Raw genomic sequence first — 24,230 nt, 5'->3', positions numbered from 1 at the left:
GTCGCCGCCACCGGGAGGCGACGTGGCGCAGTCCGGCTGAGCGTGCTTGCATCCCGGCGCGTGGAGGGCACGGCCGGGCTCTACGAATCATCGCGCGAGCTTCGCAGGAGGGGCGCATGCAACACAAATTGAGCGTGATCGAGAAGGTCGGCTTCGGCGCCGGCGACATGGCCGTGAACGTGGTGATGTCGTCGATGATGCTGATCATCACCTTCTTCTATACCGATATCTACGGCCTCAAACCGCAGGACCTGGCGCTGTTGTTCATCGCCGTGCGCATGGTCGATGCGGTCACCGACCCGCTGATGGGCATCGTCACCGACCGCATCAATACGCGCTGGGGCCGCTACCGGCCGTACTTCCTGTTCCTGTCGGTGCCGTTCGGGCTGGCGGTGTTCCTGACCTTCAGCACCCCGGACCTGGCCTACAACCTGAAGCTGGCCTACGCCTACGCCACCTATCTGCTGGTGATGCTGATCTTCACCGGCGTCACCATTCCCTACATCTCCATCATCGGCGTGCTCACCGCCGATCCCAAGGAGCGCCTGTCGGCCAATGGCTACCGGCTGTTCTTCGCCAAGGTCGCCGCGTTCCTGGTCACCATCGTGGTGCCGCAGTTGGCGGTGGCCTGGGGCGACGGCAACCTGGCGCGCGGCTACCAATGGGCGATGGGACTGATGGGGGCGATGGCCACGCTGCTGTTCCTGTTCTGCTTCTTCACCACCACCGAACGCGTGCAGCACGAAGTGGAGCGCAAGCCGTTCCTGGAGCAACTGCGCCTGCTGCTGCGCAACGACCAATGGCTGATCCTGTGCGCGGTGTGCGTGACCGGCACCGTCGGCTACGTGGTGCGCGGCTCGGTCGCCGCCTACTACGCCAAGTACTACCTGGGCGGCGACGCGCGGTTGCTGTCGGCGTTCCTGTCCACCGGCGTGGCGGCCGCGATCCTGGCGATGGTCGCCTCCACCTGGATCACCAAGGCGTTCTGCAAGATCAAGCTGTTCCGCTACAGCCAGCTGCTGGTGGCGCTGCTGAGCGTGCTGATGTTCGTGCTGGTCAAGCCCGGCGATACGCTGCTCGCGTTCGTGCTGTATTTCCTGATCTCGTTCGTGGTGGACCTGCACGCGCCGGTGTTCTGGTCGGCCATCGCCGAAGCGGTGGACTACGGCGAGGCCAAGACCGGAAAGCGCGTGGCCGGGTTGGCGTTCGGCGGCATCTCGTTTTGCCAGAAGGCCGGCATGGGCGTGGCCGGCGCGCTGGTCGGCTGGCTGCTGACCTACTACCAGTATGTGCCCGACCGCCCGCAGAGCACCTTCACCCTGACCGGCATCGCGCTGATGCTGTCGGTGATTCCGGGCCTGTTCCATGCGCTGATGGGGGCGCTGATGTTCGGCTACCGCATCACCGACGACTACTACCGCCGGCTCACCCAGGGCACGTTGCCGCTGTCGCTGCAAGGCGTGGCGGCCGCCCCGCCGGCCACGCCTACCTGACGACCCACGGACGCACACCATGCACATCAGCAACCCCCTGGTACCGCAACGCGCCGATCCGTTCGTGCTGCGCCACCACGACGGCCACTACTACTTCACTGCCTCGGTGCCCGAATACGACCGCATCGAACTGCGCCGCGCGCGCACGTTGGACGGCCTGGCCGACGCCGCGCCGGTCGCGGTGTGGCACGCGCCGCCGAGCGGCCCGGCCAGCGCGCTGATCTGGGCGCCGGAGTTGCACCATATCGACGGCGTCTGGTACGTGTACTTCGCCGCGGCGCCGTCGCGCGAGATCCGCGACGGCCTGTTCCAGCACCGCATGTACGCGCTGCGCTGCGGCGCCGACGATCCGCTCGGCGGCGACTGGGAATTCCTCGGCCAGGTGCACAGCGGCATCGATGCGTTCTGCCTGGACGCCACCACCTTCGCCCACCGCGGCCAGCGCTACTACGTGTGGGCGCAGAAGGCGCCGCAGATCGCCGGCAACTCCAACCTGTACATCGCGCCGATGGCCACGCCCACGCAACTGGCCGGCGTGCCGGTGCTGCTGAGCCGGCCGGAACTGGAATGGGAAGTGCAGGGCTTCCTGGTCAACGAAGGCCCGGCGGTGCTGCTGCGGCATGGCAAGGTGTTCGTCAGCTACTCGGCCAGCGCCACCGACGCGCGCTACTGCATGGGCCTGCTGTGGGCCGACGAGAACGACGACCTGCTCGACCCGGCGTCCTGGCACAAGTCGCCGCAGCCGGTGTTCGCGACCGATGTGGAGCGACAGGTGTATGGCCCCGGCCACAACAGCTTCACCGTCTCCGCAGACGGCCGCCAGGACCTGCTGGTCTACCACGCGCGCAACTACCGCGACATCGAAGGCGACCCGCTATGGAATCCCGACCGCCACGCCTGCGTGCAGCCGTTGCAGTGGGACGCGGATGGCATGCCGGTGTTCGGCCGCCCGCAACGCGAGGCGATCGTCGGCGAGGATGGCGCATGAGCCGGCGCCTGCCACGGCTCGCCGGCCTGCTGCTGGGCGTCGCGTTGTGCGCCACTGCGGCCGCGCAGACGCCGCCGTCGGCCGCCGGTGCCTCGATGCTCGACCAACCGCCGGTGGCCGCGCCGCGCAAGGGCTACCACGCCGATGTGCTCGCGCACGATCCGGTGATGATCCGCCAGGGCAAGACCTGGTACCTGTTCATTACCGGCCCGGGCATCAGCGTCTACAGCTCGCGCAACATGAAGACCTGGAAGGCCGAGCCGCCGGTGTTCGCGCACAGTCCGGCCTGGACCGCCAGCGTGGTCAAGGACTTCAACGGGCATATCTGGGCGCCGGACATCTCCTTCCACGACGGCGTCTACACGCTGTATTACTCCGTTTCCAGCGGCGGCAAGAACACCTCGGCGATCGGCGTGGCCACCAACACCACGCTCGATCCCAAGGATCCCGCCTTCGCCTGGAAGGACCACGGCATCCTGATCCGTTCGCTGCCGCAGCGCGACCTGTGGAACGCCATCGATCCGAACCTGGTCGAAGACGCGCAGGGCACGCCTTGGCTCAGCTTCGGCTCGTTCTGGGGCGGACTGAAGCTGGTCCGGCTCGCGCCCGACCGCCTGCACCTGGCCGAGCCGCAACAATGGCAGACCCTGGCCAAGCGCGAACGCTCGCTGCTGGTGGACGACGCCGAGCCGGAGCCGGCCGCACTGGAGGCGCCGTTCGTGTTCAAGAAGAACGGCTGGTACTACCTGTTCCTGTCCTGGGACCACTGCTGCCGCGGCGTCAAGAGCGACTACAAGATCATGGTCGGCCGCGCCCGCGAGGTGACCGGCCCGTACCTGGACAAGGACGGCAAGCGTCTGGATCAGGGCGGCGGCAGCCTGGTGCTGCAAGGCAGCGCACGCTGGGCCGGTCCCGGCCATAACAGCGCGTACACCTTCGATGGCAAGGACTACCTGGTGTTCCATGCCTACGACAGCAAGGACAACGGCCGGCCCAAGCTGCACGTGCTGCCGTTGCGCTGGGACGCGCAGCAATGGCCGCAGGTGGATGCATCAGCGTTGCAGAAGTGAGCCGGCGCGTGCGCCGTCCCGCGGGCGCCGGCGGGTTCGGCCCCGCCGCTGAACACGGTAATCGCGTCGCGTCCGTGCTGCTTGGACAGGTGCAGCGCACGGTCGATACGCGCTAGCGACATGTTGGGGAAGGTGAGCAACGCCGAGTCCACCAGCGTTATGCGGTCTATTGCCGAGTGAGGGCTGTATGGGAAAAGAATCCGCAATTCTGAGCCGCTGGCGCAGGGGCTGGGCCACGATCGCGGCAGCGTGCGCGCTGCTGTTGTGCGCGCTGCCGGCGCTGGCCGCCGAGCGCATGGTCGGCGAGGTACTCAGCCCGGACGCCACGCTGCGCGCGCAGCTGACCCTGGACTCGGCCGGCACCGCACACTACCGCGTGCTGCGCCAGGGACGGGAGGTGCTGCTGCCCTCGCGGCTCGGTCTGGTGCGCGACGATGCCGATTTTTCCAAGGGCCTGCAGCTGATCGAGGTGTCGCCGGTCGCCGCCGTGCGCGATCGCTACGAACTGCTCACCGGCAAGCGACGGATCAACGACTACCGCGCCAACCGGCGCGTGTTCTCCTGGCGCGGCGCCAACGGCGAACGCCTGCAGATCGAATTCCAGGTGTCCGACGACGGCGTCGCGTTCCGCTACGACTTCCCGCAGCGCGATGCGACGATCCGCCAGCTGCGCGAGGACGCCAGCACGTTCCGCTTCGCGGCCCAGACCCGTGCGTGGCTGCAGCCGATGTCGGCGGCCAAGACCGGGTTCGGCAGGACCAACCCCGCGTACGAGGAGTACTACCTGCAGGACATCGCGGTGGGCACGCCGTCGCCGCTCGCGGCCGGCTGGGTGTATCCGGCGCTGTTCCGCCATGGCGCGGACTGGGTCTTGCTCAGCGAGGGCGCGCTCGGTCGCGGCCATGCCGGCAGCCGCCTGCGCGATGTCGCCGACGTGCCCGGCGAGTATGCGATCGGCATGCCCGATCCGCGCGAAGTGCTCCCCGGTGGCGCCGCCAACCCGAGCTTCGCGCTGCCGTGGCGCTCGCCCTGGCGCATCGTCGCCATCGGCAGCCTGAAGACCATCGCCGAGTCCACCCTCGGCACCGACCTGGCCGACCCGCCCGCGGTCGCGCCGGTCGCGCCGCCGCAGCCGGGCAAGGCATCGTGGAGCTGGCCGCTGCTCGGCGACGGCGCCACCACTTTCGAGGTGCAGAAGCGCTACATCGATTTCGCCGCGCGCATGGGCTGGCGCTACACCCTGATCGACGCCTTGTGGGACACGCAGATCGGCGAAGACAGGATGCGCGAGCTGATCGACTACGCCCGCGGCAAGCACGTGGCCATCCTGCTCTGGTACAACTCGGCCGGCAGCTGGAACGATGCGCCGCAGACCCCGCGCGACCGCATGCTGACCCACGCCAGCCGCATCCGCGAGTTCGAACGGCTCAAGACGATGGGCGTGGCCGGGGTGAAGATCGACTTCTTCGGCGGCGACGGGCAGTCGATGATCGGCTACTACCTGGACATCATGCAGGACGCCGCGCCGTACGGGCTGATGCTCAACTTCCATGGCGCCACCTTGCCGCGCGGCTGGCAGCGCACCTGGCCGGACCTGATGACGATGGAGGCGGTGCGCGGGCTGGAATTCGCCACCTTCGAGCAGGTCAACGCCGACCAGGTGCCGGCGCATGCGGCGATGCTGCCGTTCGCGCGCAACGTGTTCGACCCGATGGACTTCACCCCGCTGGCCCTGGTCAAGCTCAACGACAAGGTGCAGCGCCGCACCACGCCGGGCTTCGAACTGGCCGAGACGGTGCTGTTCGTCTCCGGCATCCAGCATTACGCCGAGACGCCCGAGAATCTTGAGAAGGCAGCGCCGGAGGTGCGCGCGCTGTTGCGCGAGCTGCCCTCGGTGTGGGACGACAGCCGCTATGTGGACGGCTATCCCGGGCGCTTCGCGGTGTTCGCGCGGCGCGGCGGCACGCGTTGGTACGTGGCAGGCATCAATGCCGATGCGCAGCCGCGCACGTTGCGCCTGAACTTGTCGGAGCTGGGTGTGGCCGGTCGCGGCGCACGCCTGATCGTCGATGGCGACGGCCCGCTGGGGTTGGCCAGCCGCCGCATCGACGTGGGGCCGACGCAAAACCTCGAGGTGGCATTGCCGGCGCGCGGCGGCTTCGTGTTGCAGTTTGACTGAGCGCGCCTGCGGCGTGCGCAGCGGCAGGCGTGGTCGCAGTCGCGCCTGGGGATGCCGGTGGCAAGCGGCGCTGCTGTTGCGCGCCGCGCCGGTCGGTGCGGCCGGATCTGCACCGTTGCGCTGGCGTCGCAGCGGGCGCAAGCGCATGCATCGGCCTGCGCTACGCGTGTGAGCATAGAATTGGCACTCGCAACAGGAGCGCTGCCATGCTGAAGATCTGGGGACGACACAATTCGAGCAACGTGCGCAAGGTGCTGTGGTGCGCCGAGGAAATCGGTGTGGCGTACGAATCGATCGAGGCCGGCGGCGCGTTCGGCAGGACCGACGATCCGCACTACCGGGCGATGAATCCCAACGGCCTGGTGCCGGCGATCGAGGACCACGGCCTGGCGCTGTGGGAATCCAACGCCATCGTGCGCTACCTGGCCGCGCGCTACGCGCCGGGCGTGCTGTACCCCGAAGACCCGGCCGAGCGCGCGCTCGGCGACAAATGGATGGACTGGACCACCTCGAGCTTCGCCGGGGTATTCCGCGATCTGTTCTGGGGCACGCTGCGCACCGCGCCAGAAGCGCGCGACGAGGCCAGGATCGCTGCCGCGCTGGCGCGTTCCGGCGAATTGCTGGGCATTGCCGATGCGGCGCTGGCGCAGCGGCCCTGGCTGTCGGGTGCGCAGTTCGCGATGGGCGACATCCCGCTGGGCAGCTTCGCCTACGCCTGGTTCGAGATGCCGATCGAACGGCCTGCGCTGCCGCATCTGCAGGACTGGTATGCGCGCCTGCAACAGCGTCCGGCCTACCGCAAGGGCGTGATGACGCCGCTCACCTGAACACGGCTTTTCTCCTGCCAGCGCTGCCGCACCGGTTTTGCGGCGGCGGCCATTCCAGTCGGGCGCGCCCGGCACCTGACGGCAAGGAGCCGCCATCTTGATCGAAACCCCGAAAATCGTGTTGTGCATTCCCGGTCCGTGGCAGGATCGCTCGGAGCTGCTGGCGCGTATCGTCCGCGACAGCGGCGGTTATCTGTTTGCCGGACGGGTCCTGCTGCACATGGAAAGCGGCGACGCGTTCGAACTGGAATACGAGCCGCGCGACCCGCGCATGGCGGCCGCGTTCGCTGCCGCCGGGCCGCATTGGCTCGATTCCGACGAGATGGCGCGCATCCACGCGCATGCCTCGGTCGTGTACCTGATCGGCGCTGGCGGTTCCAGGGTGCGCGCCGAGGCGATGATGCTGGCCGCCGCGGCGCTGCTGGATGCAGGCGGCCTGGGAGTGAAGGTCGAGAGCAGCGGCGTCGCGCACGGCCCGGGGGCATGGCGCCAGCTGTGCGCGGACCTGACGCATTGCAGCGCCCATCGTGCCTACGTGTTGAACATTACCGGCGAGCAGGTCCATTCCTGCGGCATGCATCACTTCGGCATGAAGGACGCGATCGTCGATGCGCAGGCCGCGCCCGATCCGGTGGCGCTGCTGCACACCTTCAGCTGGTATCTGTTCACCGAAGCGCCGCCGATACGCGAGGGCCACACCTTCGCCGTCGCGGAGGATGCGCCGCGCTATCGGATCGATGCCGAACCCAGCACCCAGTTCCAGCCCGGCGACCTGTTCGCCAATCCCTACGGCTTATGGCGGCTGACGCCGCTGTAAGCCGGCGCTTTTCTTGCATCCGTGCACGCCACGCCGCTGTAGGAGCGGCTTCAGCCGCGACAGGATGTCACCGTAAGACCGATCGCCACCGTTGCGCTGCATGACACGCTTGCTGCGGAGACGGCACGCGAAAACCGCTCAACGCGGCGCATGCACCGTCGCCGCCACCAGCCGCATCACCAGCGGCCGCACCACCAGAATGCAGCAGAACGCGGTCGGCATCGCCAGCCGGTACGCCCCGAGCACCCGCGGCAGATAGTCCTCGCCGAGCCCGGCATTGGCCGCGGTAATCACTAGGCACATCAGCATGGCCATGATCGTGGCCATGTAGAAGGCGAACACGAACGGCGTGGCGCGCACGCCCAGCTTCAGGCGGCGTGGCGCGGCGATGTCGAAATCCTGCATGGGCGATGCCTCGATGGTCGTTGCGAGCCTGGCAGCTCGGGAGGCGGCACGTTAGCAAGCGCTCCGTGGCGCCAGTAGGCGAGGGCGGCTTGCGACTTTGTAAACTGCAACTTACGAATGCATCGCGTATAGCTGTCGTCAGTGAACCTTCTTCTGTCCATCCGCAGTTTCATCCACACCGCCGAGGCCGGCAGCATCGCCGCTGGCGCCAAGGCGCTGGGCGTGAGCGCCGCAGCGGTGAGCCAGAACATCGCGCGGCTGGAGGCGCACCTGGGGGTGCGCCTGCTCAATCGCAGCACGCGCAGCCTGGCGCTGACCGAGCGCGGCGCGCTGTATCTGCAGCAGGTGCGGCAGGTCGAGCTGGATCTGGAGCGTGCGCGGCAATCGGTCGCCGATCCGCAGGCAGAACCGGAAGGGCGGCTGCGCGTGGCCAGCACCGCCGCATTCGGCCGGCACGTGCTGGCGCCGCTGCTGCCGGCACTGGCGGCGCGGCATCCGCGCCTGTCGATCGAACTGCTGAGCGCCGATCACCGGGTCGACCATGCGCAGGAGGGCGTGGACGTCAGCATCCGCATCGAGCCGCAGCTGCAGGACGGTCTGGTCGCGCGCTGCATCGCCGCGGTGCCGTTCGTGTTCTGTGCGGCGCCCGACTACCTGGCGCGTGCCGGCACGCCAACGACGCCGGAGCACCTGAAGGACCACGCCTGCCTGCTGCTGCGCTGGCCGGTGGACGGCCGCTACCTGCGCTGGGGCTTCGTTCGCGACGGGCTGCGCTTCGACGCGGAAGTGACGCCGGCATTGGTCGGCGACGACATCGACGCGCTCGCCGGCATGGCCGTGGCCGGCGGCGGCATCACCCGGTTGGCTGCGTTCGTGGCACAGCCTTACCTGCAAAGTGGCGCGTTGCGCGCCTTGTTCGAGTACGACGCCACCGGCGCGGTCAACGCCGCGCCCGAACCGATGCGGCTCTACCTGTGCGTGGCCGACCGCCGCGATTTCACCGCGAAGGTGCGCGCTTTTCAGGAGCACATCGTGGCGTGCCTGCCGCAGTCGTGGCGCGTACCCACGGCCTAGACCGGCACGACAGGCGGCGCGCTACAGCCTGCCGCCGGCCACCGCCGGCGCCGCCTCGCGCGCGGCGGCGCGGCGCATCACCCAGTTGAACAGCGGTGTGGCCATCAGCGTGGACACGATCGCCATCAGCACCAGGATCGAGAACAGGCCCTGTTCGATGACCCCGGCCTGCAAGCCGATGTTGATGATGATCAGCTCCATCAGCCCGCGTGCGTTCATCAGCGCGCCGATCGCCATGGCGTCGCGGTTGTTCTCGCCGCTGACGCGCGCCGCGGCCCAGCAGGCGATGCCCTTGCCCAGGAACGAAGCCAGCAGGATCGCGCCGGCGGCGAGCAGGATCTGCGGGTCCAGGAGCACGCTGAGCTGGGTCTTGAGCCCGGAGAAGGTGAAGAACATCGGCAGCAGGAACACCACCACGAACGGCTGCAGCTGTTCGCGCAGCTTCTCGGTCAGCGCACCCTTGGGCAGGCAGGCGCCGAGCAGGAAGCCGCCGAACACCGCATGGATGCCGATCGCGTCCATCGCCCAGGCGCTGAGGCAGAACAGCATCAGCACCACCGCCAGCACGCTGGCGCTGAGCGGCTGGTCGGGACGCACGTGATCGGCCAGGCGCCGCAGCCAATGGCGGCCGACCAGCAGCATGAACAGCGCGTAGCCCACGCCGCCGCCGATCGCCAGGTAGGCGCTGTTCCAGCTGCCGCCGAAACTGGCCAGCACGATGGCCAGGATGCACCAGGCCGCGGCATCGTCCACCGCGCCGGCGGTGAGCGCCAGGGTGCCCAGCGAACTACCGGTGAGGCCGCGCTCGTGGATGATCCGCGCCAGCATCGGGAAGGCGGTGATGGCGATGGCCGCACCCAGGAACAGCGAGGCTTCCAGGGTCTTGGCCTTGGCCGAGAACAGGCCCGGGGTGTGCAGCAGCCACGGCACCAGCAGGAACGCGAGCACGAACGGCACCGCGATGCCGGCCAGCGACACGCTCATCGCGCTGCGGTAGCGCGCGCGGAAATGGTCGCCGCGGAAGTCGGTGCCGACCAGGAACATGTACAGGCCCACGCCGAACTGGGCGAACACGTACAGCATGTCCAGGGTCTGCTTGGGGAACAGCGCCTGCTGCACGTCCGGCAGCAGCCAGCCGAACAATGACGGCCCCAGCGCCACGCCGGCGATCATTTCGCCCACCACCTGCGGCTGGCCCACGCGCTTGGCCAACAGGCCGACCAGCCGGCAGATCAGGAGGATTGCCGCCGCCTGCAGAAAGAAATAGACGGACATCTGCGGTGTGGTCATTGGCACGCATCCTTGATATGTCGGCGGATGATAGGAGCGCGGCGCGGAGAAAGCCACGCATGCCCGGCGCCTGCGCCGCCTGCCGGCCGGCGCGGCCGGGCGGCGTCGCGGGTGTCGCAGCGAACCGCCGACGGTACTTTCGGCACTGACCGCCGCGCGCCGGATACAGTGCTATGCGGGGCGGCACGCCCGGCCGTCAACGGCCACGGGCGGGGCATCACTTGATACGGTGGGGGAGAGGACGATGAGCGAAGCATGGACGCGGCGGCAATGGCTGGGCCTTTCCGGCAGCGCGCTGCTTGCGGGGCTGCTGCCGGGTACGGCGACGGCAAGCGGCGCAGCGGCAGGGACGGCGAAGGGCGCGGCCGACCAGGGTGCGCACGCGACCGACGCCGAGGCGCTGTATCGGCGCGCCCTGGTGCTCGACGCCAACACCCTGGCCTCGATCGGCCGGTTGGCCGGCGACGGCGACAGCGCCGATCGCATACGCCAGTTGCGCGATTCCGGCGTGACCGCGCTGAAGACCACGCTGGGCGATGCCGACGGCGACTTCGAAGCGGCGGTGAAGGACATCGCCGCGGCGCAGGCGCTGGTCGAAACCTATCCGCAGCACTTCCTGAAAGTGCTGCAGCACGACGACCTGCAGCGGGCCAAGCGCGAGGGCCGGATCGCGCTGATCTTCTCCTTCGAATCGGCGGCCATGCTGGAGGACAAGCCCGAGCGCATCGATCTGTTCCGCCAGCTCGGCGTGCGCGTGATGCAGCTGTCCTACAACCGCGCCTCGCCGTTCGGCACCGGCTGCCTGGACGGCGATGCCGGCGGCGTCACCGCGCTCGGGCGCGAGGCGATCGCGCGCATGAACCGGCTCGGCGTGGCGCTGGACCTGAGCCATGCCAACGCGCAGACCACCCGCGACGGTATCGCGCTGTCGCAGCGTCCGCCGGTGTTCACCCATGCCGGCTGCAGCGCGGTGTTCGCGCATCCGCGCAACAAGCTCGACCGCGACATGCGCGCGCTCGCCGACAAGGGCGGGGTGATGGGCATCTACATGCTGCCGTTCCTGACCGAGGACAGCCGCCAGCCGCAGCTGGCCGATTATCTGCGGCACATGCGGCATGCGCTGGACGTGTGCGGCGAGGACCACGTCGGCATCGGCACCGATTCGCTGTTCTTTCCGGTCACCGAACAGGACATGCGCGAGCTGGACGAGCAGATGCAGCAACGCCGCCGCGACGGCGTCGGTGCGCCCGGCGAGAACCGCACCCCGTACCTGCCCGACGTCAACAGCGTGCGCAAGCTCGAACGCGTCGCCGACGGCCTGCTGCGCCATGGTTACGGCGCGCGGGTGACCGAGAAAGTGCTGGGGTTGAACTTCGATCGGGTGTTCGGCGAGATCTGGGCGGCCTGAGGCACGCCCAGATCGCGTGCGCCGGTGTGCCGCGCCGTTGCATGCGCCGCGCCGGACTGTTCCAGCGGCGATGCGCCCAGCGCATTGACCCGGCTACGGCGCAGGTCCAGACTTGCGCCCTCATTCACCGTATCGTCCGCCATCCCATGCCGCACGCACCGCTACTGATACTGCCGACCAAGGCCCTGCGCGCCAGCGCGGGCCGGGTGCGCCTGCCTGACGGGATGGAACGAGCCGAGCCGTAGCGCTCCGCCGCCGCCGATCCGCCGCAGACAAGCACCCGATGGGTGCTTTTTTATTGCCTTTTTTCAGCTTTCCACTTCACCGAACCGACGCGAAGGAGAACGTGCCATGCACCACGCCGCCGAACCCGAAACCTAGCCGCATGCCCACGCGCCAACCGGGGCATGCGGCCTCCCCGTGTTGGCACTGGAATCCATTCTATGAACACCCAAACCCTTTCCCGCTGGCGCAACCTCGGCATCATCGCCCACATCGACGCCGGCAAGACCACCCTCACCGAACGCCTGTTGTGGGTCACCGGCGCGATCCATCGCGTCGGCGAAGTCCACGACGGCGCCGCCACCACCGACTTCTCCGACATCGAACGCGCCCGCGGCATCACCATCGGCGCGGCCGCGGTGCAGGCGCAGTGGGCGCCGCGCGGGCAGCCGGCGCATCGGCTCACCCTGATCGACACTCCCGGGCACATCGATTTCGCGATCGAGGTGGAACGCTCGCTGCGCGTGCTCGACGGCGCGGTCGCGGTGTTCTCCGCGGTCGACGGCGTGCAGCCGCAATCGGAAACCGTGTGGCGCCAGGCGCGCCGGCACGGCGTGCCGCTGCTCGCCTTCGTCAACAAGATGGACCGCACCGGCGCCTCCTTCGAGGGCGTGCTGGCGCAGCTGCGCAGCAAGCTCGACGCCACGGTGTGGGCGGTCGGCGTGCCGCTGCCGGGCGACTCCGGCTTCGACGGCTGGGTCGATCTGGTCGGCCGCCGCGTGCTCGCCTGGGACGGCGACGGACGCATGAGCGCGCGCGCCTGGAACTCGCAGGACGCGGCCGCGTTCGCCGCTGCGCGCGAGCAGCTGATCGCCGCGGTGGCCGAGCACGACGACGCGCTGGCACAGGCCTATCTGGAAGAGCGTGCGATCGACGAGGACGCACTGCGCGCCGCGCTGCGCCGCGCCACCCTGGCCGGTGCCGGCGTGCCGGTGCTGGCCGGCTCGGCGTTCAAGAGCAAGGGCATCGAGCCGTTGCTGGATGCGATCGTCGACTGGTTGCCGTCGCCGCTGGACCGCCCGCCGGTGGCGGCGACGCGCGACGCGGACGACGTCGGCGGCACCGACATCGGGCACGCCGCGCAACTGGCGCCGGATCCATCCGGCCCGCTGGCGGCGCTGGTGTTCAAGGTCGCGCATACCGCGCAGGGGCCGCTGGCGTTCGTGCGCGTGTATGCGGGCACCCTGCGCGTCGGCGATACGGTGTGGACGTCGCAGGCGCGGCGTCTGCGCCGGGTCGGGCGGCTGGCGGTGGTGCAGGCGCAGCGCACCCACGACGTGGCGCAGGCCGTTGCCGGCGAGATCGTGGCCATCCTCGGCTGGAAGGACGCGGCCAGCGGCGAGACGCTCAGCGGCGCTGACACGCACTGGGTGCTGGAAAGCATCCGCACGCAGCCGCCGGTGCTGGCATGGCGGCTGGGCGCGGCCAATGCCGCGGAGTTGGTGCGGATGGGGCAGGGACTGGCGCGGCTGGCGCAGGAAGATCCCTCGTTCCGCGTCGACAGCGATGCCGAGACCGGCGAAACCCTGGTCTGGGGCATGGGCGAGCTGCACCTGGAAGTGATGGTGGAGCGCCTGCGCAGCGAGTGGCAGGTGGACGTGCGCACTGGCGCGCCGCGCGTGGCCTACCAGGAAACGCTGCGCGCCGCGGCGCTGGGCGTGGTCGGGCGGCTGTCCAAGCAGAACGGCGGCCATGGCCAGTTCGCGCAGGTGGTGCTGGACCTGGTGCCGCGCACGGACGGCGAGGTGGTCTTCGCCGACCGCAGCCGCGGCGGCGTGGTGCCGAAGGCCTTCGTCGCCGCGACCGAGAAGGGCGTGCGTGCGGCGCTGGCGCAAGGTCCGCGCGGCTACCCGGTGCTCGGCGTGGAGGTGGTGCTGGTCGATGGCCAGGCGCATGCGGTGGATTCGTCGGACATCGCGTTCCAGCGCGCGGCGGCGGACGCGGTGAAGGCAGCGCTGGCGCAGGCCGGCACGCTGCTGCTGGAGCCGGTGATGGCGTTGGCGATCGACACCCCCGCCGCCAGCGTCGGCGACGTGCTCGGCGATCTGCAACGGCGCGATGGACGCGTGGTGGCGATCGAGGAGCGCGGCGCGCGTGCCGACGTGATCGCGCAGGCGCCGCTGGCGCAACTGCAGGCCTACACCACCGCGTTGCGTTCGCTGACCCAGGGCCGCGCGTCGGCCAGCATGACCTTCGACGGCTACGCGGCGGTCAGGGCGGCATGAGTCGGCTCGCCTGCCGAAGAGAAGCTGCATGAGGTCGAGGAGCCGGTTCGCCGGCTCCTCTTTTTTTGCCCGGCGCTTGCACGCGCGCCGCGATCCGGGCTTCATAGGCGCCCCCCACACCGGAGCCGTGCATGCGTCGACTGTTCGCCATCCTCGCCTTTCTGCCTGCGCTTGCCGCGGCGCAGGCGCCACCGTGCGCGACGCCGCTGCAGGTGGCCGAGAAGCTGTACCAGGCGCGCGATTTCTATCGGCGGCCGCAGAACCTGGACGGGTTGTTGACGCCGTCCTTCGCCCATGCGGTCGAGGCGGGGCTCGGCTGCACCAAGCGCAAGGGCGCCTGCCGCCTGGGCTACGATCCGTGGACCGATGCGCAGGGCGCCATCGAGGGCGCGCCACGCTTCACCCTGGTGTCCGGCGGCTCCCTGGCCACCGTGCTGGAGGTGCGGATGGACTATCGACGCGCGCTCGGTGGCACCGGCACGGTGAAGATCGAACTGCAGCGCCGCGGCAACGGCTGCTGGGCGGTCAGCGACCTGATCTCGCCGGCCGGCGAATCGCTGTTCGCGCGGCTGTCCGATGCGTCGGAATAGGCGCCGCGCATAAAAAAACCACGCCGACCTGCGTCGGCGCGGTTCGGACGACCTGCCCGCGCCTACAGCGGGAGGGGATGGCGCGGTGGCGTCCGGCGACTACTGCAGTTTCAGCATCACGATCGCCTTGGCCGGCAACGCCACCTTCAGCGTGCCGCCTTGCAGGCTGGCGCCGCCGAAGGCGGTCGGCTTCACCGCCTGCGGCTGTTCGAAGCTGTTGAGCGCGGTCATCTTCGGCGCGGTCAGGATCTGGCCGCTGACGCGCGTGGCCTGCGCGCCGCTGACCTGCACCGAAACCTCTGCTTCGCGGTTCGGGTCCAGGTTGGTCAGCGCCACGTAGACATGCCCGTCCTTGGCCTTCACCGCCGAGCCGTGCACGGCCGGCACGGTGTACTGATCGTGCTTGTAGTCGGGCGTCTTGATCTGCAGCGGCAGATAGGTGGCGTCCTGGTACGGCTTGTACATCATGAACACGTGGTAGGTCGGCGTCAGCAGCATCTTGTCGCCGTCGGTGAGGATCATCGCCTGCAGCACGTTGATCATCTGCGCGATGTTGGCCATGCGCACGCGCTCGGCGTGCGCGGTGAAGATGTCCAGATTGATCGAGGCCACCAGCGCGTCGCGCAGCGTGTTCTGCTGGTGCAGGAAGCCGGGGTTGGAGCCGGGCAGGCCGGCGTACCAGGTGCCCCATTCGTCCACCACCAACGCCACTTTCTTTTCCGGGTCGTACTTGTCCATCACCGCGCTGTGCTTGGTGATCAGTTCGTCCATGCGCAGCGTGCGCGACAGCGTCTCGATCCACAGGGTCTCGTCGAAGTCGGTGGACGAGGCGCGCGGCGGCCAGCCGCCGCCGGGCAGGGTGTAGTAGTGCAGGCTCAGGCCGTCCATGAACTTGGTGGCCTCGCGCATCATCACCTCGGTCCAGTGATAGTCGTCGTTGTTGGGTCCTGGGGCGATCTTCAGGATGGTGGCGCCGGCCGGCGCCTTGACGAAGGTCTGGTAGCGGCGGTACACGTCGGCGGCATATTCCACGCGCATGTTGCCGCCGCAGCCCCACAGTTCGTTGCCGACGCCGAAGTACGGCACCTTCCACGGTTGCTGGCGGCCGTTGCCGATGCGCTCCTTCGCCAGCGTCGATCCGGCCGGGCCGGTCATGTACTCGACCCACTGCGCCATCTCGTCCGGCGCGGCATTGCCGACGTTGCCGGCCACGTAGGCTTCGCTGCCGATCAGCTCGACGAAGTCCATGAATTCGTGGGTGCCGAAGCTGTTGGGTTCCTCGACGCCGCCCCAGTGGGTGTTGATGCTGGTCGGGCGCTTGGCGCGCGGGCCGATGCCGTCGCGCCAGTGGTATTCGTCGGCGAAGCATCCGCCCGGCCAGCGCACGTTCGGAATCTGCAGATCCTTCAGCGCGGCGACCACGTCGTTGCGGTAGCCGCGGGTATTGGGGATCTTGGAATCCGGGCCGACCCACAGGCCGCCATAGATGCCGGTGCCGAGGTGTTCTGCGAACTGGCCGAAGATGTTGCGCGACACCTGCGCGCCGGGCTGGTCGGCGCGCAGCGTGCCACGCACCTCGACGTCGGCTGCCTGCGCCAGGCCGGCGCAGAGCGTCAGCGCCGCCATCGCCGCGGCCAGCGGCAGGCGCCGCCGCCAGCGTATCGCGGCATTCTTCAATGAACGGGTCGAGAGCATCGGTGTCTCCTAGTGGGCAGGGGCGGCGCATCCGTGCACGGGCGCCGCGTCGGTGATGGTCGCATGCGACCGTGGCGGGTGGGCGCCACAGCGCTGCGCGGGTCTCAGAAGCGGAAGCGCAATCCCAGGCTGAAGGTGCGCTCCGCGACCCCGATGTCGCGCGGGAAGCGGTACGAATCGCCGAAGTAGTTGCGGGTGACCTGGCCGAGCAGGTTGGTCGCCTCCAGCGATACGGTCATGGCGTCGTCGATGTCGTAGTTCATCGCGAAATCCAGCGAGTCGGTCGGCGCCACGTAGATCGACTGCGGCTGGTCGCCGCTGGCGGTGTAGCTGAGCGCGTATTCGCTGCGCCAGTTGTAGGCCAGGCGGCTGGAGAAGGCGCCCTTCTGGTAGATCAGCACGGCGTTGTAGGCGCGGTCGGAGACGTTGACCAGGTCCTGCATCTGCCCGCTGGGCGACTCGGTCTGCGCATCGATGAAGGTGGCGTTGAGCTGGGTGCCGAAGCCGGACAGCCAGCCGGGCAGGAAATCGTAGAACTGGGTGTAGGCAAGCTCGATGCCCTTCAGCGTGCCGTCGCCGGTATTGCGCGGGCGGCTCACCGAGTAGGTCACCCCGTTGATGACTTCGTCGCTGGCGTAGGTCTGGATGTAGCCGTCGATGCGGCGGTAGAACGCCGCCGCCGACAGCAGCGAGCCGGGGCGGAAATACCATTCCAGCGACAGGTCCAGGTTCTCCGATTTGACCGGATTCAGATCCGGATTGCCGCCGCTGCCGGTCGCCGGCACGGTGGCGGTGGCCTGGTAGAGCGACAGCTGCGGATTGAGCGCGCTGAAGCTGGCGCGGGTGATCGACTTGCCGTACGAGGCGCGCAGCAGCAGGTCGTCGCGGATCGACAGGTTGGCGCTGAAGCTGGGCAGCAGTTCGGTGTCGCTCTTGTCGATGCTGACCGGCGAGTTGGCGCCATCGACGATCTGGGTGCCTTGCAATTGCGCGTCCAGCTTCACCGCCCGCACCCCGACCGCGCCATCCAGGTTCATGCCGCCCACGCTGGTGGAGTAGCGGGCCTGCAGGTAGGCCGCGTAGCTGTCTTCCTTGTCGTCGAAGTACAGCGAGGGACTCGCGGTCGGCGCCGCGGCGTCGTAGCCCATCGCCGCGCGGATCAGTCCTGCGTTGGCGAGCAGGTAGTCGCGGTCGGCCACCATCCACTGCGAGGTCGACACCGAACGTTCGCCGTTGAGCAAGTTGCTCGGCGTGGTCGAGGCCAGGCCGGCCAGGTCGTCGACGAACACGGTGCCGCCGCTGATGTTGGTGCGCCCGCCGGTATCGGCGGCGACGTTCTTCGCCTCGCGGCGGCTGGCGCGGAAGCCGAAGTCCAGCGCGGCGAGCGGGCCGGCGTCGAGCCTGAAGCTGCCGTCGCCCTTCCACGACCAGTCCTTGCCTTCCTGCCGGCTCCACGCGTCGTAGTACTGGTGCAGCCAGTAGTTGGACGCGTCGGCGACGCCGTAGGCGCTGCCGTCGGCGTTGCTGACCCGCGCGTCGGAGGCGCCCTTGTTGTCGAAGTTCATCGTGATCGATGGTGCGATGAATGCGGTATCGAGGATGAAGCTGCGGTTGTCGGCCTTGCTGTAGGTATAGGCCAGATCGGTGGACAGGCTCAGGCGTTCGCCCTTCCAGCTGCCGCCGATCGCGCTCTGGTAGGTGTCGGAGGTGTTGGCGTAGGCCTGGTTGCTGGTCAGCGTGAACAGGTCGCGCGCGGTGATGCTCTGGGCGACGTTGGTGCCCGGCTTGGTGGTCACGCTGACCACGTTGTCGGCGTTGACCAGGGTCGGCAGCGGGATCCAGAAGTTGACCTGCGAATCGTTGCGGTAGCCGACGTAGAAATTCTCGAAGTACAGCTCGGTGTTCTCGTTCGGCGCCCACTGCAAGGTCAGATTGGCCGAGCGGCGGTCGCGGTCGCCGATGGTGTAGATCGAGCCGATGGTATCGGGAACGTAGATCTGCTCGCCGGGATTGGCCGGGTTGTCCTTCAGCGTGTAGGTGCCGTTGAAGGTATTGCTTTCCTGATATTGCTGGGACTGGTAGGAGACGCTGCCCATCACCCCCAACTTGCCGGCATCGGTGTGCCACAACTTGTTCGCGGTCAGGCTGCCGTTGGGGTCGGCTTCGCCGGAGTTGCGGCTGTACAACGCGCGTGCGCTGCCGGCCAGGGTCCAGTCGTTCTGGAAGTCGAACGGCCGCCGCAGGCGCACGTCGATCAAGCCGCCGATACCGCCCTCGATGTTTTCCGCGCCGCTGGTCTTGTACACGTCCACGCGCTGCAGCAGGTCGGCAGGAATGTCGGCCAGGGTCATGCTGCGGCCGGTGGTGGTGAACACGTTGCGGCCGTTGAGCGTGGTCACCACGTCCGGCAGGCCGCGCACCAGCACCGTGCTCACTTCGCCGGCGCTGCGCGCCACCTGCACCCCGGTGACCCGCTGCAGCGCCGCGGCCACGCTGTTGTCCGGCAGCTTGCCCACGTCCTCGGCCACGATCGAGTCGGTGATCTGGGTGCTGTTCTGCTTCAGCGCGATAGCACTGGCGATGCTGCCGCGCACGCCCTTGACCTCGACCGTGTCCAGCTGCGTCGGCGCCTGAGCGCCGCTCGCGGCTTGTGCGGTGTCGGCGGCCGAAGCGTCCGAGCCCGGTTCGGTCTGCTGCGCGGCGGCGCTGCCCGCGGCCAGGATCAGGCTCAGCGCCGCAGCCAGCGCATGCGGCAAGGGACGCGGCGTGGGCCGGCGGTTCGTGGTCACGATCTTCATCGCAGGTAACTCCTCCCAGAGTCGTGCGGACGATGGCGCGATGGCGCCGCGATGCAGTGCGGTCGCCTTCGGTGTGCGGGACTGGCGATGCCGTGGCAAGGCCATTCCGAGTGGTGCGACTGGGTGCATGCGCAGAGCGCGCGTCGGGCCACATCGCGATGGCCCGACGCGTTGCGCCAGGAAGGCAGGTGCAAGGGGGCGCAGTCCCCACGCTCGGCTGCGGCGCAGTCGCGGCGGGGATCACGGGCGTGCCCATCCAGGTTCAGCGAGCGGAGAATAGAGGAGCGACGAATAACCGACTAATGATTTAAATCGACTTATCGATATGGGGATTGCAATGCTGCAATGCCGCAGATTTTTCGCTGACGCTCGACGCGGCGAGCGCGTGCCGTCGCTGCACGCAACGCGCCTGCGTCCACGCGACGGGTCCCAGCGTCGCCGTGGCCAAGGACGCGGCGATGGCTTGCGACCGGCTGCGCTGGTTATGCTGCGCGGCACGCGTGGAACGCGCGCTCACCCAACCAGGACCTCTGCATGTCATCGATCTTCGGCCAGCTTCCCGACGGTACCGCCATCCAACGCGTGGTTCTGGACAGCGGCGCGGGCCTGCGCGCGGAACTGCTGACCTATGGCGGCCTGCTGCGCAGCCTCAGCCTGGACACCGCGCGTGGCCGCACCGAATTGGTCCTCGGCCTGCCGACGCTGGATGCGTACCTGCACGACCCGGCCTATCTCGGCGTGCTGGTCGGCCGCTTCGGCAACCGCATCGCCGGGTCGGCCTTCAGCGTGGACGGGCAGCGCTACGCGCTCAGCGCCAACGAGGGCGCCAATCATCTGCATGGCGGCGCATGCGGATTCGGGCGCCGGGTGTGGTCGCTGCAGGCGCAGACCGAGCGCAGCCTGCAATTGCACTACGACTCGCCGGCCGGCGAGGAAGGCTATCCGGGCAACCTGCAGGTCAGCGCCGAGTTCAAGCTGCATGGCCGCACCCTGGAACTGCAGTTCGCCGCGCAGACCGATGCGCCGACCCCGCTCAATCTCACCCATCATCCGTACTTCAACCTGGCCGGCGATGCCAGCGTGGCGGCTGCCGCGCAGTGGCTGCGGGTGCCGGCCGACCGTTACCTGCCGGTGGCCGACGCGGCGCTGCTGCCGAGCGGCGAGATCGCCGGTGTGGCCGGCACCCCATTCGACTTCCGCACGCCGCGCGCGATCGCCGACAAGGACAGTGCCGCCGATCCGCAGCTGCGCCTGAGCGGCGGCTACGACCATTGCCTGGTGCTGGCGCAGGCGCGCGACTGCAGCGCCATCCTGTATTCGCCGCACAGCGGCGTGGCCATGCGCATCGCCAGCGCGATGCCGGCGCTGCAACTGTACGAAGGGCATTGGCTGGACCGCCAGCATCCGGGCCTGGGCCGCGGCGTGTGCCTGGAGCCGCAGGGCTATCCGGATGCGCCGAACCAGCCGGGCTTTCCCGATACCATCCTGCGTCCCGGCCAGGTCTACCGGCACCGCATCGAATACCGCTTCGCCGAGGTCGGCGCGGATGCCGATTGGGAGGCTGTGGAGGCGGCGCTGGCAGACTGAGCTGCGATGCAGATCGCCGCGGGCAGATAGCGCGATTCCTGTAGAGCGGCTTCAGCCGCGACCGGGCGCCGAGGAATGTCAGCTGCGGAAACATTCTGTCGCGGCTGAAGCCGCTCCTACACAGGATGCATCGCGCATCCCAGCCGCTACTGCGGATGCCCGAGCACCAGTTCGATCACGAACTTGCTGCCGAAGAACGCCAGCAGCAGCAACAGCATCGCCGCCAGCGTCCAGTGCACCGCCTTGATCCCGCGCCAGCCATAGCGCCAGCGGCCGAACAGCAGCGCGCCGAACACGATCCACGACAGCACGCTGAGCACGGTCTTCTGCACCAGCCGCTGCGCCAGGAAATCCTGCACGAACAGCACCCCGGTCAGCAGGGTCAGGGTCAGCAGGATGAAGCCGACCACGATGGTGCGGAACAGCAGCGTCTCCAGCGCGGTCAGCGGCGGCAGCGCGCGCAGCCACGGGTGGAAATCGCGGCGGCGCAGCGCGCGCTCCTGCAGCCACAGCATCACCGCCAGCAGCGCGGCGATGCCCAGCGTGGCGTAGGCCAGCAGCGCCATCCACGCATGCAGCTGCAGCCGCCAGTCCAGCAGCGGTGCCGGTTCGTGGCCGTGCGAGTGGTAGGCCAGCAGCAGCGCCGCCGACAGCGGGAACACCACCACGCCCAGCGCCGCCATGCGGCCGCTGGCGCCGACCAGCGCGGTCATCAGCGCCATGCCCAGGCTGACCAGCGACAGCGCGGCGAAGAAGTGCATGTCCGGCCCGCCGGCGGTGTGCAGCGCGACTTCCACGTGATAGCCCGCATGCAGCGCCACCGCCGGCAGCGCCGCCCACAGCCAGGCGCGGCTGCGTTCGACCCGGTCGCGCACCACCGAGCCGACCAGCAGGCCGGTAGCGGTCAGGTACAGCAGGGTCGCGACGAGGATCAGGAGCATCGCGCCAGTTTCGCATATCGGGCCCGCGCTCGTGGCGGCGGCCCGGTCGATCGGACGCACCCGCTCGCGCCGCGCCCACGGCAGCGCGCCATGCGCGACGGCATCGGCGGCACCGCGAGGAAGCCGGCAGGCGGCGGCGCCAGGGCGGGGCGGCCTCCGGGATCGCCGGCCGGCGCGGCTATAATCGACGACCGTTTCCCGTCTGCGACCCGCCCGCATGTTCGAATCCCTCACCCAACGCCTCTCCGGCACCATGCAGCGCCTGCGCGGCCGCGGCCGCCTGACCGAGGAGAACATCCGCGAAGCCACCCGCGAAGTGCGCATCGCGCTGCTCGAGGCCGACGTCGCGCTGCCGGTGGTGCAGGCGCTGATCGAGCGCATCAAGGTGCGCGCGGTCGGCCAGGAAGTGCTCAAGAGCCTGACCCCGGGCCAGGCGCTGATCAAGGTCGTGCGCGACGAGCTGACCACGGTGATGGGCTCGGCCGCCAGCGACCTCAACCTCAACGTGCCGGCGCCGGCGATCGTGCTGATGGCCGGCCTGCAGGGCGCGGGCAAGACCACCACGGTCGGCAAACTGGCCAAGCACCTGAAGGAAAAGCGCAAGAAGAAGGTGATGGTGGTCTCCGCCGACGTCTACCGTCCGGCCGCGATCGAGCAGCTCAAGACCCTGGCCGAGCAGGTCGGGGTGCTGTTCTTCCCGTCCGAGGCCTCGCAGCAGCCGGTGGACATCGTCCGCGCCGCGATCGCCGACGCGCGCAAGTCCTTCGTCGACGTGCTGCTGGTCGACACCGCCGGCCGCCTCGCCATCGACGCGGCGATGATGACCGAGATCAAGGCGCTGCACGCCGCGATCAACCCGGCCGAAACCCTGTTCGTGGTCGATGCGATGACCGGCCAGGACGCGGCCAACACCGCCAAGGCGTTCAGCGAAGCGCTGCCGCTGACCGGCGTGGTGCTGACCAAGACCGACGGCGACGCCCGCGGCGGCGCCGCGCTGAGCGTGCGCTACATCACCGGCAAGCCGATCAAGTTCATCGGCGTGGGCGAGAAGCCCGACGGCCTGGACGTATTCCATCCCGACCGCCTGGCCAGCCGCATCCTGGACATGGGCGACGTGCTGTCGCTGGTCGAGCAGGTCGAGCACCAGGTCGACAAGGACAAGGCGCAGAAGCTCGCCGAGAAGGTCGCCAAGGGCAAGAAGTTCGACCTCAACGACATGCGCGACCAGCTCGAGCAGATGCAGAACATGGGCGGCATTTCCGGGCTGATGGACAAGCTGCCGGGCATGGGCCAGATCCCCGAGCACCTCAAGCAGCAGGTCGCCGGCAACAAGGACGTGCCGCGGATGATCGCGATCATCGGCTCGATGACCAAGAAGGAGCGGCGCAATCCGACCCTGCTCAACGGCTCGCGCCGCGCCCGCATCGCGCGCGGTTCCGGCACCCAGCCGGCCGACGTCAACAAGCTGATGAAGCAGTTCCAGCAAATGGAAAAGATGATGTCGAAGATGGCCGGCGGCGGCATGAAGGGCCTGATGCGCGGCATGAAGGGCATGATGGGCGGCATGGGCGGACGCGGCGGCCTGCCGTTCCGCTGAGGCCGGTGCGCATGCGCTGCGTGCGCGCAGCGCTCCTGAGCCGCGGCATCCCCGGTCGCGCCGTGCGCTCCTGCGCTCGCGGCGGACCGTCGCGGCGCCGCGAGCGCGTCGACTGCGATCTGTTCTCGACGAGGAAATCAGTGCGATGAGTGAGGATTCAGCCTATTCCGTGGGCGGCGAAGACGCCGCGATGCAGGCGGCGTACGTCGCCGCGCGCGGCACCTTCAAGTTCTTCTGGCGCGAGATGTCCTGGGAATACCGGCGCATCGTGCCGGGACTGGACATGGCGGCGGTGAAGCTGGCGTTCGCGACCGATGCCACCGACCAAGGCGTGCCATCGGTCGAACACATGTGGGTCGGCGACGTGCAGTTCGACGGGCACACCGTCTCCGGCACCCTGCTCAACGATCCGGACCACATCGCTGCGTTGCAGGCCGGCGCCGCGGTCGCCGCTCCGGTCGCGGAGCTGGAGGACTGGATGTACGTCATCGACGGCAAGGTCTATGGCGGCTACACCATCGATGCGCTGCGTCGCGGCATGTCGGCCGCCGAGCGCGCCGAGCACGACGCCGCCTGGGGCCTGGAATTCGGTGCGCCCGGGCAGGTGCGGCTGGTGCCGGCGCCGAAGCGCGGGCTGTTCGCCGGTATGCTCGGTCGCAACGACGGCGCCGAGGACGATGCCGAGGCGCTGTCGCTGCGCGAGCACCCGATGAGCGAGAACATGGGTCCGCGCATCGACGAAGACCTGCGCGGCCGCCCCGATGCGGTGCACGTGCTCGACGAGCAGGGCTGGACGCTGCTGCAGCGCGACGCGCTGGCCGGCAACTACCAGCCGGTGGCGATGCTGTTGCAGCACGGCGCGGATCCGTCGCTGCGCAACCCGCTGGGACGCACGGCGCTGGAGCTGGCGCAGCAGATGCAGTGGCCGCGGATCATGCAACTGCTGCAACAGGCGGGCTGACGT

18 protein-coding genes are annotated in these 24,230 nt (G+C 69.0%); 13 read left to right on the top strand and 5 right to left on the bottom strand.

What is annotated here, in order from left to right:
• Nucleotides 1-116 precede the first annotated feature (116 nt).
• From H9658_RS07250 to H9658_RS07225, 6 genes are all read left to right on the top strand, one after another.
• Nucleotides 117-1,493 (top strand): MFS transporter, encoded by a 1,377-nt coding sequence (locus H9658_RS07250; RefSeq protein WP_191824889.1) that lies wholly within the window; start codon nucleotides 117-119, stop codon nucleotides 1,491-1,493.
• A 19-nt stretch (nucleotides 1,494-1,512) separates the two neighbouring features.
• On the top strand, nucleotides 1,513-2,481 hold the full coding sequence (locus H9658_RS07245) for a glycoside hydrolase family 43 protein (RefSeq protein WP_191824888.1): 969 nt from the start codon (nucleotides 1,513-1,515) through the stop codon (nucleotides 2,479-2,481).
• A complete protein-coding gene (locus tag H9658_RS07240) occupies nucleotides 2,478-3,551 on the top strand; it encodes an arabinan endo-1,5-alpha-L-arabinosidase (protein ID WP_206229862.1) in 1,074 nt (357 codons plus the stop codon). Before H9658_RS07245 ends, H9658_RS07240 begins: the two co-directional genes overlap by 4 nt.
• A gap of 187 nt (nucleotides 3,552-3,738) precedes the next feature.
• A complete protein-coding gene (locus tag H9658_RS07235; protein ID WP_191824887.1) occupies nucleotides 3,739-5,730 on the top strand; it encodes a glycoside hydrolase family 97 protein in 1,992 nt (663 codons plus the stop codon).
• Nucleotides 5,731-5,936: 206 nt separating this feature from the next.
• Nucleotides 5,937-6,557, top strand: a complete 621-nt coding sequence (locus tag H9658_RS07230; protein WP_191824886.1) for a glutathione S-transferase family protein — start codon at nucleotides 5,937-5,939, stop codon at nucleotides 6,555-6,557.
• Between the two features lie 97 nt (nucleotides 6,558-6,654).
• Nucleotides 6,655-7,374 (top strand): hypothetical protein, encoded by a 720-nt coding sequence (locus tag H9658_RS07225; protein WP_191824885.1) that lies wholly within the window; start codon nucleotides 6,655-6,657, stop codon nucleotides 7,372-7,374.
• Between the two features lie 138 nt (nucleotides 7,375-7,512).
• On the opposite strand, the gene H9658_RS07220 is transcribed toward H9658_RS07225, so the two are convergent.
• Entirely contained in the window at nucleotides 7,513-7,779 is a 267-nt protein-coding gene (locus H9658_RS07220; RefSeq protein ID WP_191824884.1) for a DUF2798 domain-containing protein, read from the bottom strand.
• 141 nt (nucleotides 7,780-7,920) lie between these two features.
• Here H9658_RS07220 and H9658_RS07215 point away from each other — a divergent pair, with 141 nt between their 5' ends.
• Nucleotides 7,921-8,853 (top strand): LysR family transcriptional regulator, encoded by a 933-nt coding sequence (locus H9658_RS07215; RefSeq protein ID WP_191824883.1) that lies wholly within the window; start codon nucleotides 7,921-7,923, stop codon nucleotides 8,851-8,853.
• A gap of 21 nt (nucleotides 8,854-8,874) precedes the next feature.
• Here H9658_RS07215 and H9658_RS07210 read toward each other — a convergent pair whose 3' ends face one another.
• Nucleotides 8,875-10,143 carry a cation:proton antiporter gene (locus H9658_RS07210; RefSeq protein WP_191824882.1) on the bottom strand — a complete coding sequence of 423 codons (1,269 nt, stop codon included), beginning with the start codon at nucleotides 10,141-10,143 and terminating at the stop codon, nucleotides 8,875-8,877.
• A gap of 244 nt (nucleotides 10,144-10,387) precedes the next feature.
• Between H9658_RS07210 and H9658_RS07205 the strand changes: the two genes are divergently transcribed.
• The 3 genes from H9658_RS07205 (at nucleotide 10,388) to H9658_RS07195 (ending at nucleotide 14,648) form a co-directional block, all read left to right on the top strand.
• Nucleotides 10,388-11,551 (top strand): dipeptidase, encoded by a 1,164-nt coding sequence (locus H9658_RS07205; protein ID WP_191824881.1) that lies wholly within the window; start codon nucleotides 10,388-10,390, stop codon nucleotides 11,549-11,551.
• A gap of 443 nt (nucleotides 11,552-11,994) precedes the next feature.
• Nucleotides 11,995-14,058, top strand: coding sequence for an elongation factor G (fusA, locus tag H9658_RS07200; protein ID WP_191824880.1), 2,064 nt, complete (start codon nucleotides 11,995-11,997; stop codon nucleotides 14,056-14,058).
• A 131-nt stretch (nucleotides 14,059-14,189) separates the two neighbouring features.
• Nucleotides 14,190-14,648 carry a hypothetical protein gene (locus tag H9658_RS07195; RefSeq protein WP_191824879.1) on the top strand — a complete coding sequence of 153 codons (459 nt, stop codon included), beginning with the start codon at nucleotides 14,190-14,192 and terminating at the stop codon, nucleotides 14,646-14,648.
• Between the two features lie 99 nt (nucleotides 14,649-14,747).
• Here the strand turns inward: H9658_RS07195 and H9658_RS07190 are convergent, their stop codons facing one another.
• Both H9658_RS07190 and H9658_RS07185 read right to left on the bottom strand, forming a co-directional pair.
• Nucleotides 14,748-16,343, bottom strand: a complete 1,596-nt coding sequence (locus H9658_RS07190) for an alpha-N-arabinofuranosidase (RefSeq protein WP_191824878.1) — start codon at nucleotides 16,341-16,343, stop codon at nucleotides 14,748-14,750.
• Between the two features lie 104 nt (nucleotides 16,344-16,447).
• The gene (locus H9658_RS07185; RefSeq protein ID WP_191824877.1) at nucleotides 16,448-19,141 is read right to left on the bottom strand and encodes a TonB-dependent receptor; all 2,694 of its coding nucleotides are present in this window, start codon (nucleotides 19,139-19,141) and stop codon (nucleotides 16,448-16,450) included.
• A gap of 534 nt (nucleotides 19,142-19,675) precedes the next feature.
• On the opposite strand from H9658_RS07185, the gene H9658_RS07180 reads away from it, so the two are divergent.
• Entirely contained in the window at nucleotides 19,676-20,728 is a 1,053-nt protein-coding gene (locus H9658_RS07180) for an aldose epimerase family protein (RefSeq protein WP_191824876.1), read from the top strand.
• Between the two features lie 146 nt (nucleotides 20,729-20,874).
• Here H9658_RS07180 and H9658_RS07175 read toward each other — a convergent pair whose 3' ends face one another.
• Entirely contained in the window at nucleotides 20,875-21,669 is a 795-nt protein-coding gene (locus H9658_RS07175) for a cytochrome C assembly family protein (protein WP_191824875.1), read from the bottom strand.
• Between the two features lie 217 nt (nucleotides 21,670-21,886).
• Here H9658_RS07175 and ffh point away from each other — a divergent pair, with 217 nt between their 5' ends.
• Both ffh and H9658_RS07165 read left to right on the top strand, forming a co-directional pair.
• Nucleotides 21,887-23,266 carry a signal recognition particle protein gene (gene ffh / locus H9658_RS07170; protein WP_179570848.1) on the top strand — a complete coding sequence of 460 codons (1,380 nt, stop codon included), beginning with the start codon at nucleotides 21,887-21,889 and terminating at the stop codon, nucleotides 23,264-23,266.
• A 145-nt stretch (nucleotides 23,267-23,411) separates the two neighbouring features.
• Nucleotides 23,412-24,227, top strand: a complete 816-nt coding sequence (locus H9658_RS07165; protein WP_191824874.1) for a DUF2314 domain-containing protein — start codon at nucleotides 23,412-23,414, stop codon at nucleotides 24,225-24,227.
• The last annotated feature ends 3 nt before the right edge of the window (nucleotides 24,228-24,230 follow it).

The sequence above is a fragment of the Xanthomonas bonasiae genome, assembly GCF_014836395.1.
Lineage (GTDB): Bacteria > Pseudomonadota > Gammaproteobacteria > Xanthomonadales > Xanthomonadaceae > Xanthomonas_A > Xanthomonas_A bonasiae.
Note: the sequence above shows the minus strand (reverse complement) of the source record. Positions and strands in the feature narration are given on the sequence as shown.